Origin of the sequence: Sphingomonas sp. Sph1(2015), from assembly GCF_001970915.1 — a bacterium.
Taxonomy (GTDB): Bacteria; Pseudomonadota; Alphaproteobacteria; order Sphingomonadales; family Sphingomonadaceae; genus Sphingomonas; species Sphingomonas parapaucimobilis.
In genome coordinates, this window is sequence record NZ_MQUI01000004.1 from 94,782 (window position 1) to 108,068 (window position 13,287).

The following is a 13,287-nucleotide window of genomic DNA, read 5'->3' on the forward strand; positions in this document are numbered from 1 at the left end:
CCGGCAACCGGCGGAGAATCGACCCAACTCCCACGCTGCTCGACATTCATACAGGTGTTCACGACCATTTGATCCGAACAGCGACAGATTATGAGGGCGTCGGCTATTCCGGTTCGTGGATCGGCGCGTTCGGGCCGTTCTTCAGGATCGACTCGATGGCGTTGCGGGCTCCGGCCTTGCTGGCATAGCCTTCGGTCCACCAGATCAGTTCGCTGTTATAGCGGAACTTGGCGACATATTCGCCCGCCTTGTTCTTCTCGATCGCAAAGCTGTGCGCCATGATGATCTCTCCTGAAAAGAAGCGATCATTCCTTAGCAGAAAATCGGCCTGCGCCATAGCGTTCGGGGTCGAGCCCTTCGGGCACATACCCCTCACCCAGCAACAGCGCCGCCGCCAGCGCCGAGGCGGCAGGTGCTGTCTGAATACCGAAACCGCCCTGGCCTGCGCACCAGAAGAAGCCCGGTACGCGTCCGTCGAATCCGTAGACCGGTGCACGGTCGGGGGCGAAGCTGCGCAGGCCTGCCCAGCGGCGCTCGACCGCCTCGACGCGCCAGTCGACGACCTTTTCCAGCCGGTCGATGGCCACCGCCACGTCCCATTCCTCGGGCGCGATGTCGCAGGCGACGCTGGGGGTCTCGTCATGGGGGGTCAGCCAGAGCCGTCCGCCCGCCTCGGGCTTGAAGTAGAAGCGCCCCGCTATGTCGACGACATGGGGCAATCCCTCGGGCACGGGCGGGTTGGTGCGCAGTTGCACCATCGTCCGGCGATAGGGGGTGATGCCGATCGGCGCGACGCCCGCAAGCTTGGCCACGTCATCGGCCCAGGCGCCCGCCGCGTTGACCAGCATTCGGGCCGCGAACGGCCCGGCGCGGGTTTCCAGATGCCAGACGCCGCCGCGCCGCTCGGCCGCCAGCAGCGGCGCATCCGTCCTGATCTCCGCCCCGGCCGCTTTCGCCGCCGCCAGATAATCGGCGTGGAGCGCCGCGACGTCGATATAAGCGCAGCTCGGCTCCCAGACGCCATGCACCCATTCGGGGCGAAGGCCCGGGATACGCGTCGCCGGATCGACGCGTGACAGCGCCACACCGCTGTCTGCAAAATCGGCGAGCAGCCGCTCCACCCGCGCCTCGTCCTCCGCACGGCCGACATGCAGCGAGCCGAGCGGGGTCAGATAGCCGCCTTCGCGCAACGCCGCCCCGGAGGCGGTGGTCAGCGGCTGCACCGCCGGGCCGCCATAGGTTTCCGACCAGAACGCCGCCGAACGCCCCGTCGCATGGCGGCCGGGCATGTCCTCGGCCTCCAGCAGCAGGACGCGCGCGCGTGGACCGATCGCGGCGGCCAGCCCCGCCCCGGCCATGCCCGCGCCCACGATCGCGATGTCGTGGATCACGCCGCCACCCCGTCCAGAAAGCCATCGATCGCCGCCAGCGCCCGCAACCGCACCGGATCGACCTCGCGCAGCAATTCATGCGCGGCCTCCGGCCCGAACCGCTCGACCTGTGCGCCGATCCGGGCGGCGATGGCGGTGGCGGCCTTGGGATCGACCAGACGGTCGGCTTCGGCGATCAGCATCAGCGAGCGGACGCTCACCCGGTCCAGCCGGGGATCGCGCTCCAGCGCCCGGATCGAGCGTAGCGCGGCGGCGAGCCAGCCCCAGCTCGGCGGCCCCAGCGCCAGATCGGGCTGTTGGCCGTACCAATATCCCTCATCCTCGAAGCGCTCGACATCATGGGTCAGGTTGCGCTGGCGCGTGTGATGGCCGGGGCCTTCCCTGGCCTCCCATATACCCCGCTCGGCCCGACCCAGTGCGTTCATCACGGCGATGATCCCCGCCCCCAGCAGCGCGCCGGTCGGCAGGCGCAGACCCAGCATCGGCGCGACCAGGATCAGCGCGTCCAGGTCAACCGCGCCCTCAACCACCGCCCGCAGCGCCAGATGCCCGCCCATCGAATGGCCCAAAAGGACGTGAGGCCGCTCGCCCGCCAAATCCTCGGCCCGCCATGCCGCCCAAAATGCGCGCAGATCCTCGACCAATATCGAGAAATCGCCGCCATGCCCGACATGGCGATCGGCCAGCAGCCGCCCCGATCCCCCCTGCCCGCGCCAGTCGAAGGCGGTGACGCTCCACCCCCGCCCGACCAGATGGGCAAAGACTTCCAGATATTTCTCGATCACATCGGCCCGGCCGGTCTGGAACAACAGCCGTCCGCGCGGCGCGCGCGCCGTCCAGTCGAAGCGCCGATGCTCCCACCCGTCGGGCGCGTACCAGCGCGACAGCGTGGCGGCGGCCGGGAAACTGCGGCGAAGGGACAGGGTGTCGGTCATCCGCATCCCGGTTACGGTTTTGAAAGCCCCGCCGTCTAGGGCTTCATGCCATGGAATGGACCATAATGCGTATCGCGCTGCTGGTGGCGCTCGTCCAGCTGCTGGTGTCGGCGGGGATCGAGGATGCACGCACCCGCGAGATCGCCGATCGCAAGAATATCGCCATCGCGCTGCTGGCCCCGCTTTGGTGGTGGGCGAGCGGCATGTCCGTCTGGCCCGGCATGGCCGTGCAGATCGGCGTCGGGCTGGCGATGTTCCTGATCTTCGCCCAGGCCTTTCGCATCGGCATGATGGGCGGCGGCGACGTGAAGATGATCGCGGCCATAGCGCTATGGCTGCCTTTGCCGTCGCTCTTCCGGATGTTGCTGGCCATGTCGATCGCGGGCGGCGCGGTCACGATCGCGATGCTGATCGACCATCGCCTGCGTGTCCGGACGCTGGGCGATGCCGCCCCGGCGATCGAGGTTCCTTATGGCGTGGCCATCGCGATGGCCACGCTCGTCGTCCTTCAGGAACCGTTATTTAACCCCTTTCCGTCTACTTAACCAACCAATCGAACCGAGCATCGGGCTCGGCAAAGGCCGAAGAACGCAGGATGGACAGTCGAAAAGTGTTACTGCTGGTCGGTGCCCTGCTGGTCGCGGGGATCACGGCCCTATTCGCGCGGACCGTCACCGCCGGCAGCAGCGTTCCCCAGGCCCAGGCCGTCACGGTCGCCGCTCCCGTCGAGCCGCAGGCCGAGATCCTGGTCGCCACCCGCACCCTGCCGGTCGGCACGATCATCGACCCCACCGCCCTGAAGTTCCAGCCCTGGCCCAAGGACATGGTGGCCGGGGCCTATTATGTGCGCGGCAAGGCCGACATCGCCAAGTTGCAGGGCACCGTGCTGCGCTATGCGATCACCGCCGGTCAGCCGCTGACCCAGGGCGCGGTCGTCAGCCCGGGCGATCGCGGCTTCCTGGCCGCCGCCCTCACGCCCGGCATGCGCGCCGTCACGGTGCCCGTGTCGGCCCAGACCGCGGTCGCGGGCTTCGTGTTTCCGGGCGACCGGATCGACATGGTCCTGACCCAGGATGTCGCGGGCGGCGGCGATGGCCCTCCGCTCAAGGTGTCGGAGACGATCCTGCGCAACATCCGCGTGCTGGCGACCGACCAGCGCACCGACAATCAGGCGGCCGAGGACGGCAAGACGCAGGTCCACACCTTCACCACCGTCACCGTCGAGGCGACGCCGAAAATGGCCGAGCAGCTGGCGGTCGCACAGACGGTCGGCACGCTGTCGCTGTCGCTGCGCGCGCTGGCCGAGCGGCCGGCCGAGCTGGCCTCAGGCGGCGATCCGGCAGCCGTCGCACAACCGGCAATCGACCATGACTCCTATGCCACCGGCGCCGACGTGTCCCGCTATCAACGCCGGACCGTCCCCGGTCGCAACGCCAATAGCGCGCCGGACCACGGCACGATGGCCATGGCCAATGACAATTCCGCCATGGGCCGGAATGCACCTGCCGTCGGTCAGGCCACCGGTGGCAGGTCCGACAACGCGGGCGTGCGCGTCGCACGCGGCCGCTCCGTCGACACCGGGTCCACGCCGGGCGCCCCGCCGATGGGAAATGGAAATTGACCATGTCGCTTCGCTCGCTTCTGTCACGCGCGCCGCGCACCTCGGCCTTCGTGCTGGTGCTGGCCCCGCTGCTTCTCGCCCCGTCGCCCGCGCGGTCGGCGCCGTCCGGGCCGGGTGATTCGCCCCCGGCCAGCGATGGTTCCGGCGCGCTGGAGATCAATACCGGGCGGGCGCGACTGATCACCCTGCCCCGGCCGATGACCGACCTGTTCGTCGCCGATGACAGCATCGCCGATGTGCAGGTCCGCTCACCGACCCAGCTCTATATCTTCGGCAAGAAGCCCGGCGAGACCACCGTCTCCGCCACGGCGCGGGGCGGCGCGGTCGTCTATGCCGCGACCGTCCGGGTCGGCAACAATCTCGACTCGATCGGCCGGATGCTGAAGCTGGCCATGCCCGAGGCGCAGATCGTCGCCACGCCGATGAACGGCCTGATCCTGCTGACCGGCACCATCGCCGCGCCCGACGACGCCGCCGAGGCCGAACGGCTGGTCCAGGCCTATGTCGGCAAGGACACGCGGATCATCAGCCGGTTGAAGACCGCCACCCCGCTTCAAGTCAACCTTCAGGTCCGCATCGCCGAGGTGAATCGCAGCTTCGTCAAGCAGATCGGCGTCAATCTGCTCAACCGCGACGCCAATTCCAGCGGCTTCGTGTTCGGCATCGCGTCGGGCCGCAATGCGGGCAGCATCGAAAAGTTGACCGATGCGGCGGGTCTTCCGGCCGGCACCCGATATACGTTCAACCCCGGCACCCAGCGGACGACGCTGGGACTGGGCGGGCGCGTGCTGGGCATGGACCTGCTCGGCGCGATCGATCTGGGCGAGTCGCTGGGTCAGGTGGCGACGCTGGCCAACCCCAATCTGACCGCCCTGTCGGGGGAGACCGCGACGTTCCTGGCGGGTGGCGAGATTCCCATTCCGCTCGCCAGCGGCTTCGGCGCGGTGTCGGTCGAGTATAAGCAATATGGCGTCAGCCTGTCCTACACGCCGACGGTGCTGTCCGACGGGCGCATCTCGCTGCGCGTCCGGCCGGAGGTGTCGCAGCTGTCGTCGGTGGGATCGGTGACGATCAGCGGAACGTCGATCCCCGCGCTGACCACCCGCCGGGCCGAGACCACGCTGGAGCTGGGTTCGGGCCAGAGCATGATGATCGGCGGCCTGCTGTCCAACTCGCGCGACAATTCGATCGAGAAGACGCCGTGGCTGGGCGACCTGCCGCTGATCGGCTCGCTGTTCCGCTCCAACGCGTTCAAGCGCAACGAGACCGAGCTGGTCATCATCATCACGCCCTATCTGGTGAAGCCGGTCAACTCGCCCTCCGAGATCGCGCTGCCGACCGACGGGATGCGTCCGGCCAATGATGCCGAACGCGTATTGCTGGGCCGGATGGGCGGCGGCGGCGACACGTCGACGCCGCGCCCGGTGCCGAGCATGGCCCCGCCGGTTCAGGGTCGGCCGATGGCCGCCGGGGTCGCACCCGTCCCGCATGGCGCCGCGACGGCGCTGCCCGCGAAGAAGAAGAACATGCCGACTCCGGGCTTTTCCGAATGACCGCCTGCCCAAGGATAATGCGCTCCATGCGTCGCTTACCCCTCCTTCTGATGCCGTTCGGCCTGACGCTGATGACCGGTGCCTGCATGGGTGCCGGTCAGCCGGACCTGGAAACCCGGCACCAGCCGGTCGTGTCGCAGGCCGAATATGCGCTCGACCTGGCGCTGTCCGGCGGGCGGCTGGCGGCGGATGAGGATCGGCGGCTCGACGGTTGGGCGCGCAACCTGCATCTCGGCTATGGCGACCGCGTCGCGGTGGAGGACCCGGCGGGCGAAGGCCCCGGCGCCTATCGCGAGGTGGCGGGCATCGTCGGCCGCTATGGCCTGCTGCTCGGTCAGGCGTCGCCGATCACGCGCAGCCCGGTCGCGCCCGCCACGATCCGCGTGGTCGTGACGCGAGCCCGTGCCACCGTGCCGGGCTGTCCCGACCTGCGCAGCGACACCGCGCTCGACTGGGAGGGCAAGACCTCGTCCAACCATGGCTGCGCGGTCAACCGCAACCTCGCCGCGATGATCGCCAACCCCACCGACCTGATACAGGGCGTGCCCGGTGCCGCCACCAGCGATACCGAGATGGGCACCCGCGGGATCAAGGCCTTGCGCGCCGCCGCTCCGACCGGCCGTGGCGGCACCGTGCTGCGCGATCCCAATAGCAGCCAGGGTGGCGGTGGAGGTGGCGGCGGGGGTGGCGTGTCGGCAGGAGGCACGCCGTGAACGCCCCCTGGAAACCCGCCATGCTGACCGTCCGCGACTCGTTCCTCGCCTTTGTCAGCGACGACTGGACGGCCGAGGCGATCCGCCCGCTGGTCGCCGAGCAGGGATGGTCGGTCGACAAGGTCATGAAGGGCGGCCTGTCCGGCGCGATCCAGTCGCTGTCGGTGCAGGCCAGCCCGCAGATCCTGCTGGTCGACCTGAGCGACACGCCCGATCCCGCCAGCGAGATCGGCAATCTGGCCGAAGTGTGTGAGCCCGGCACGATCGTGATCGCGGTCGGATCGGTCAACGACGTCCGGCTGTACCGCTCGCTGATCGCCAGCGGGCTGCACGACTATCTGCTGAAGCCGATCAACGCCGACCAGCTGCGCGAGACGATCGCGCAGGCCCGCACCATCCTGCACGCGCCCCGCGCCATGGAGACCGCCCCCGAAAAGGCGACGTGCAGCGTCGCGGTGGTCGGCGTGCGTGGCGGCGTGGGCGCCTCGACCATCGCTACCTCGCTCGGCTGGCTGATGGCGGAGCGGCTCGACCGGACGACCGCGCTGCTCGACCTCGACGTGCATTTCGGCACCGCCGCGCTGGCGCTGGACCTGGAGCCGGGACGCGGGCTGGTCGATGCGATCGACAATCCCAGCCGCATCGACGGGCTGTTCCTGGAACGCGCCATGGTCAGGGCGTCGGAAAAGCTGGCGATCCTGTCGGCCGAAGCGCCGATCAGTGCGCCGATCCTGACCGATGGCCAGGCCTTTGCGCAGTTACAGGACGAGATGCGCCTGAATTTCGAGACGACGATCGTCGATCTGCCGCGCGGGATGATGATCCAGCAGCCGATGCTGGTCGGATCGGCGCAGACCATCGTGCTCGTCACCGAACTGACCCTGGCCGCCGCGCGCGACACCATCCGCCTGCTGTCATGGGCCAAGACCCATGCGCCGCAGGCGACCGTGCTGACCATTGCCAACCGGGTCCAGCCGCCCGGCCAGTGCGAGATCGCGCAGGGCGATTTCGAGGGGTCGATCGAACGCCCGATCGACTTCGTCATGCCCTATGATCCCAAGCTGGTCGTCCAGGCCGCCAAGGTCGGCAAGCCCATGGCCGAACTCGGTCGCACCTCGCGCACCATCGCGCCGCTGATCGAGCTGACCCAGCGGCTTTGCGCCTCGGCCGAGGGCACCGTCGACATGTCCGCCAAACGCAGGCTGCTCGACCGGTTCGACCTGAAGTCGCTGCTCGGCAAGCGGGCACGGGCCGACTGACGATCATGTCGATGACGGCGACCCTGATCCTGGCCATGGGCGTCTTCCTGACGCTGGTGCTGGCGATGGCGGCCTTTACCGCGCCCGCCCGCTCGCGCAGCCAGGCGCGGCGGCTGGCGGGACTTCGCGGTCGCGTCGCGCTCGACCTCGGCAAGCCGCTGGAGGCCGTCGCCGCCTCGCGCGGGATCGCGCTGGCCGGTGACACGCGGATGGACAAGGCGTTCGGCCGCCTGCTCCCCGACCCCGCCAAGCTGGCCACGCGGCTGGACAGGACGGGCCGCGACTGGACCGTCGGCCAATATGGCATGGCGAGTGCGGCGCTGTCGTTCGGACTGCTCATCCTGCTGATGCTGTTCGGCCTGCCCTTTTTCGGCGCGCTGCTGCTCGGCCTGGGCCTCGGCCTCTGGGTGCCGCACCTCGTCGTCGGCCGCCTGATCGCGGGGCGGCGCAACAAGTTCGTCACCCGCTTTCCCGATGCCATCGAGCTGCTGGTCCGCGGCCTGCGTTCGGGCCTGCCGATCAGCGAGACGATGGCGGTCGTCGCGATCGAACTTCCCGGTCCGGTCGGCGAGGAATTCCGCGCCGTCACCGACCGGATGCGGATCGGCCGCAGCATGGACGCAGCGCTTCAGGAAACCGCCGACCGGCTCGACATTCCCGAGTTCCGCTTCTTCGTCATCGCCATCGCCATCCAGCGCGAGACCGGCGGCAACCTGGCCGAGACGCTGTCCAACCTGGCCGACGTGCTGCGCAAGCGCGCGCAGATGAAGCTGAAGATCAAGGCGATGTCGTCCGAATCCAAGGCATCGGCCTATATCATCGGATGCCTGCCCTTTGCCGTGTTCGGCATGATCTGGATGATCAACCAGCCCTATATGGCCCGCTTCTTCATCGATCCGCGCCTGATGATGGTCGGGGCGGCGGGCTTTGTCTGGATGGGCCTGGGCGCCTTCATCATGTCCCGCATGATCAGTTTCGAGATCTGAATGACCAGTCCCGCGCCCGCCATTCTCGGCCTCGACCCCGCATCGCTCGGTGCGTTCCTGTGGGGCGTCTGCGTCTTTGCGCTGCTGGTCGCGGGCTATGTCCTGATCGGCAGCCGCGACCCGATGACGAAGCGGGTCCGTGCCCTGAACGAACGGCGCGAGCTGCTGAAGGCCGGGATCGACAGCGCGCCGAAGCGTCGTGCCCAGCTGATCGACCGCGCTACCCTGCTCGAGCGGATGCGTACCGTCCTGGGCGCGCTGAAAATGCTGCAGGACGAACAGGTCAAGGCGATCCAGCTGCGCCTGCTCCAGGCGGGCATCCGGTCGAAGGAGATGGCGTTCGCGGTCATCTTCGGGCGGCTGGCCCTGCCGATCGTGCTGGGCGGCGGCATGGCGCTGTGGGTCTATGGCACCGGGGACTTTGTCGACTGGAGCGGCTTCAGCTGCTACATGATCGTCGCGGGCACGCTGATCCTGGCCTATAAGGCTCCCGACCTGGCGTTGAAGAACCAGGTCGACAAGCGGACCGCCGCGATCCGCAAGGGCCTGCCCGATGCGCTCGACCTGATGGTCATCTGTGCCGAGGCGGGCCTGACCGTCGATGCCGCCTTCGCCCGGGTGTCGCGCGAGTTGCGCCGTGCCTATCCCGAACTGGGCGACGAGTTCCAGCTGACCTCGGTCGAGCTGGGCTTCCTGACCGACCGGCGGCAGGCGCTGGAAAACCTGGCCATGCGGGTCAATCTCGATTCGCTGCGCGGGGTCGTCACCACGATGATCCAGACCGAGAAATACGGCACCCCGCTGGCCAGCGCGCTGCGCGTCCTGTCGGCCGAATTCCGCCACGAACGCATGATGCGCGCCGAGGAAAAGGCCGCGCGCCTGCCCGCGATCATGACCGTGCCGCTGATCCTGTTCATCCTGCCGGTGCTGTTCGTCGTGATCCTCGGCCCCGCCGCCTGTTCGATCAAGGATACGCTGATCGCGGGGCAATAGCCCCGGCTTCGCAACCAGCGCCCCCGCCAGTCGTTGACCGGTCGTAACAGACCTAATTCAACAGGATGGGATCGACGCGATGCTGTTCACTTCGACGACGCAATTTGCCGTGCTGGGGCTGGTCCTCATCGCCGGGTGGCTCTTCGGGCTGGCCAGCCATCCCGGCGGGCGCAAATGGCGCAACCGCTATGCCACCGAGCGCGACGCCCATGCCGCACAGGTGAAGGACACCGAGGCCAAGCTGTCGGCGGCACAGGCCCGAATCGCCGAGCTGGAAAAGGAAAACCAGCGGCTGGTCAGTGCCCAGCCGGTCGTGGCCGCTCCGGTCGTGGAGCGGACGGCGCCCGCCTCAACCTATCGCCCGGTCGCGGCGAGCGCTGCGCGTCCGGCCTATCCGGCGGGCGAGCGTCGCGGATGGTTCGATTTCGGGAACCGGGTTACGACGCACGGATGATCAGGATGGGGACGGCTCGGTGAGACACCCTGCCCTCCCCCATCCCCTCCCGCAGGCGGGAGGGGAGCGTTGCCTGGCAGCTGTTTCGCTTCACCGAAAGGCCATAGTCTTGCTGAAGCGCTGGACGTTCCCGCTTGGCACGCTCTCCCGCAGGCGGGAGGGGAACGTTGCCTGGCAGCTGTTTCGCTTCCCCGAGAGGCCTTAGTCTTGCTGAAGCGCTGGACATTCCCGCTTGGCACGCCCCTCCCGCAGGCGGGAGGGGAGCGTTGCTTGGCAGCTGTTTCGCTTCACCGAAAGGCCATAGTCTTGCTGAAGCGCTGGACATTCCCGCTTGGCACGCCCCTCCCGCAGGCGGGAGGGGAACGTTGCCTGGCAGCTGTTTCGCTCCCCCGAGAAGCCACAGTCTTGCTGAAGCGCTGGACGTTCCCGCTTGGCACGCCCCTCCCGCAGGCGGGAGGGGAGCGTTGCCTGGCAGCTGTTTCGCTTCCCCGAGAAGCCATAAGTCTTGCTGAAGCGCTGGACGTTCCCGCCTGGCACGCCCCTCCCGCAGGCGGGAGGGGATGGGGGAGGGAAGGTTCCAGGCGATAAGATCGCCGAAACCGCCCCTCCCCGATATCACCGCGCCTTCAACGCCGCCTGCGCCGCCGCCAGCCGAGCGATCGGCACGCGGTACGGGCTGGCCGAGACATAATCCAGCCCGACCTGCTCGCAGAAGGCGATCGACGCCGGATCGCCGCCATGCTCGCCGCAGATGCCGAGCTTGATCCCCGGCCGGGTCGCGCGACCGCGCTCGGCGGCCAGGCTGACCAGCTCGCCCACGCCGTCCACGTCGAGGCTGACGAACGGGTCCTTGGCGTAGATGCCCTTCTCGACATAGGCACTCAGGAATCGCGCCGCATCGTCGCGGCTGACGCCCAGCGTGGTCTGTGTCAGGTCGTTGGTGCCGAAGGAGAAGAATTCGCCCACCTCGGCGATCTCCCCGGCCTTCAGCGCGGCGCGTGGCAGCTCGATCATGGTGCCGACCAGATATTCGACCGTCTTGCCGCGTTCGGCAAAGACCGCCTGTGCGGCCTTGTCGACCACCGTCTTCATCAGCTCCAGCTCGCGGCGCGTGGCGACCAGCGGGATCATGACCTCCGGGATCGGCGCCTCACCGGACTTTTCGGCAACGTCCAGCGCCGCCTCGAAGATCGCGCGGGCCTGAATCTCGTAGATTTCCGGGTAGGTCACACCCAGGCGACACCCGCGATGGCCGAGCATCGGGTTGAACTCGTGCAGTTCATTGGCCCGGCGCTTCAGCGTATCGACGTCCACGCCCGCCGCCGTCGCGACCTCGGCGAACTCGGCCTCCTGCTGCGGCAGGAATTCGTGCAGCGGCGGGTCGAGCAGGCGCACCGTCACCGGCAGGCCCGCCATCACCTCGAAGATCGCGGTGAAGTCGGCGCGTTGTTCGGGCAGCAGCTTGGCGAGCGCGGCACGGCGGCCCGCTTCGTCCGAGGCCAGGATCATCTGGCGCACCGCCGTGATCCGCGCCGAATCGAAGAACATATGCTCGGTGCGGCACAGGCCGACGCCCTCCGCGCCGAACTCACGCGCGGTGCGGCAGTCGAGCGGGGTTTCGGCATTGGCGCGCACCTTCAGGCGACGGACCTGATCGGCCCATTCCATCAGCGTGCCGAAATCGCCCGCCAGCTCGGGCTGCACGGTGGCGACCGCGCCGACCATCACCTCGCCGGTCGAACCGTCGAGCGTCAGGATATCACCCTCGCGCACCTCACGGCTGCCCACGCGCAGCAGCTTGGCCTTGTTGTCGATCGACAGCGATCCTGCACCCGAGACGCAGGGCCGTCCCATGCCACGCGCCACGACCGCCGCATGGCTGGTCATGCCGCCGCGCGCGGTCAGGATGCCCTTGGCCGCGTGCATGCCGTGAATGTCCTCGGGCGAGGTTTCGACACGGACGAGGATCACTGCCTCGCCCGCCGCCGCCGCGCGCTCGGCGGCATCGGCGTCGAACACCACCTTGCCCGACGCGGCCCCCGGCGAAGCAGGCAGGCCCTTGGTCAGCACGTCGCGGTGCGCGTTCGGATCGAGCGTCGGGTGGAGCAGCTGGTCGAGCGCCGCCGGATCGACCCGCGCGATCGCTTCCTCGCGGGTGATGAGGCCCTCATTCGCCATGTCGACGGCGATCTTCAGCGCGGCCTTGGCGGTGCGCTTGCCCGAACGGGTCTGGAGCATCCAGAGCTTGGCCTGTTCGACCGTGAACTCGATGTCCTGCATGTCGCGGTAATGCGTCTCGAGCTGGTCGAACACGGCGGCCAGCTCGGCGTACACCTCCGGCATCGCCTCTTCCATCGAGGCGGGCTTGGCATTCGCCTCCTCGCGCGCGGCCTTGGTCAGATATTGCGGCGTGCGGATGCCCGCGACCACATCCTCGCCCTGCGCGTTGATCAGGAACTCACCATAATAGGCGCGGTCGCCCTTGGACGGGTCGCGGGTGAAGGCCACGCCCGTCGCCGAGGTGTCGCCCATATTGCCGAAGACCATTGCCTGCACGTTGACGGCGGTGCCCCAGTCGGCGGGAATGTCGTTCAGGCGGCGATAGACCTTGGCGCGCTCCGACTGCCACGATCCGAACACCGCGCCGACCGCGCCCCAGAGCTGGTCATGCACGTCCTGCGGGAAGGGCTTGCCCCACTGCTCCTCGACCAGGCCCTTGTAGACGGTGACGAGCGCCTTCCAGTCCTCGGCCGTCATCTCGGTGTCGAGGGTGAAGCCGTTATCCTCCTTGGCGATCTCCAGCGCTTCCTCGAAAGCACCGTGATCCAGCTCAAGCACCACATCGGCATACATCTGGATGAAGCGGCGATAGCTGTCCCAGGCGAAACGCTCGTCGCCCGCCTTCTTCGCCAGCCCCTCGACGGTCGCGTCGTTCAGGCCCAGGTTCAGCACCGTGTCCATCATGCCCGGCATCGACACCCGCGCGCCCGAGCGGACCGAGACGAGGAGCGGATTTTCAGGGTCGCCGAAGCGCTTTTCCGTCACCGCCTCGATATGCGCGATGCCGTCGGCCACCTCGTCGCGCAGCTCCTGCGGGAACTGCTCGCCATCCTCGTAATAGCGGGTACACATCGCGGTCGAGATGGTGAAGCCGGGGGGCACCGGAAGCCCGATCGAAGCCATTTCGGCCAGGTTCGCGCCCTTGCCGCCAAGCAGATTCTTGTCCCCCTTGCCGCCGTCCGAAACGCCGCCGCCGAAGCGGTACACATAGGTCATCGGTTCGATCCTTTACTGGTCGTATCGTCCGACGCCCTGGGGACACAGGCGTCGGGTTTAATAAGGCGATATTGCCGGAGGGGAAGACAGGAACGTTTGCACCCGT

The 13,287-nt window shown here is 68.2% G+C and carries 12 protein-coding genes; 8 read left to right on the plus strand and 4 right to left on the minus strand.

What is annotated here, in order from left to right:
* Positions 1-103: 103 nt before the first annotated feature.
* From BSZ14_RS02865 to BSZ14_RS02875, 3 genes are read right to left on the minus strand one after another with little or no spacing between them, the layout of a single operon-like run.
* A complete protein-coding gene (locus tag BSZ14_RS02865; protein ID WP_076709711.1) occupies positions 104-280 on the minus strand; it encodes a YegP family protein in 177 nt (58 codons plus the stop codon).
* 25 nt (positions 281-305) lie between these two features.
* Positions 306-1,391, minus strand: a complete 1,086-nt coding sequence (locus BSZ14_RS02870) for an NAD(P)/FAD-dependent oxidoreductase (protein WP_076709712.1) — start codon at positions 1,389-1,391, stop codon at positions 306-308.
* On the minus strand, positions 1,388-2,326 hold the full coding sequence (locus BSZ14_RS02875; protein ID WP_076709755.1) for an alpha/beta fold hydrolase: 939 nt from the start codon (positions 2,324-2,326) through the stop codon (positions 1,388-1,390). Before BSZ14_RS02875 ends, BSZ14_RS02870 begins: the two co-directional genes overlap by 4 nt.
* A 50-nt stretch (positions 2,327-2,376) precedes the next feature.
* On the opposite strand from BSZ14_RS02875, the gene BSZ14_RS02880 reads away from it, so the two are divergent.
* From BSZ14_RS02880 to BSZ14_RS02915, 8 genes are all read left to right on the plus strand, one after another.
* On the plus strand, positions 2,377-2,871 hold the full coding sequence (locus BSZ14_RS02880; RefSeq protein ID WP_076709713.1) for an A24 family peptidase: 495 nt from the start codon (positions 2,377-2,379) through the stop codon (positions 2,869-2,871).
* Between the two features lie 50 nt (positions 2,872-2,921).
* Positions 2,922-3,947 (plus strand): Flp pilus assembly protein CpaB, encoded by a 1,026-nt coding sequence (cpaB, locus tag BSZ14_RS02885; protein WP_083748057.1) that lies wholly within the window; start codon positions 2,922-2,924, stop codon positions 3,945-3,947.
* Between the two features lie 2 nt (positions 3,948-3,949).
* Positions 3,950-5,500 carry a type II and III secretion system protein family protein gene (locus BSZ14_RS02890; RefSeq protein WP_076709714.1) on the plus strand — a complete coding sequence of 517 codons (1,551 nt, stop codon included), beginning with the start codon at positions 3,950-3,952 and terminating at the stop codon, positions 5,498-5,500.
* 26 nt (positions 5,501-5,526) lie between these two features.
* Positions 5,527-6,213 (plus strand): CpaD family pilus assembly protein, encoded by a 687-nt coding sequence (locus tag BSZ14_RS02895; RefSeq protein WP_158069157.1) that lies wholly within the window; start codon positions 5,527-5,529, stop codon positions 6,211-6,213.
* The gene (locus BSZ14_RS02900) at positions 6,210-7,472 is read left to right on the plus strand and encodes a pilus assembly protein CpaE (RefSeq protein WP_076709716.1); all 1,263 of its coding nucleotides are present in this window, start codon (positions 6,210-6,212) and stop codon (positions 7,470-7,472) included. Before BSZ14_RS02895 ends, BSZ14_RS02900 begins: the two co-directional genes overlap by 4 nt.
* Positions 7,473-7,477: 5 nt before the next feature.
* Positions 7,478-8,458, plus strand: a complete 981-nt coding sequence (locus tag BSZ14_RS02905; protein WP_076709717.1) for a type II secretion system F family protein — start codon at positions 7,478-7,480, stop codon at positions 8,456-8,458.
* Complete coding sequence (locus BSZ14_RS02910) at positions 8,459-9,451, plus strand: type II secretion system F family protein (RefSeq protein ID WP_076709718.1); 993 nt, start codon at positions 8,459-8,461, stop codon at positions 9,449-9,451. It abuts the gene before it with no gap.
* Positions 9,452-9,530: 79 nt separating this feature from the next.
* A complete protein-coding gene (locus tag BSZ14_RS02915; protein WP_076709719.1) occupies positions 9,531-9,905 on the plus strand; it encodes a hypothetical protein in 375 nt (124 codons plus the stop codon).
* A 615-nt stretch (positions 9,906-10,520) separates the two neighbouring features.
* Here BSZ14_RS02915 and ppdK read toward each other — a convergent pair.
* On the minus strand, positions 10,521-13,181 hold the full coding sequence (ppdK, locus tag BSZ14_RS02920) for a pyruvate, phosphate dikinase (protein WP_076709720.1): 2,661 nt from the start codon (positions 13,179-13,181) through the stop codon (positions 10,521-10,523).
* Between the last annotated feature and the right edge of the window lie 106 nt (positions 13,182-13,287).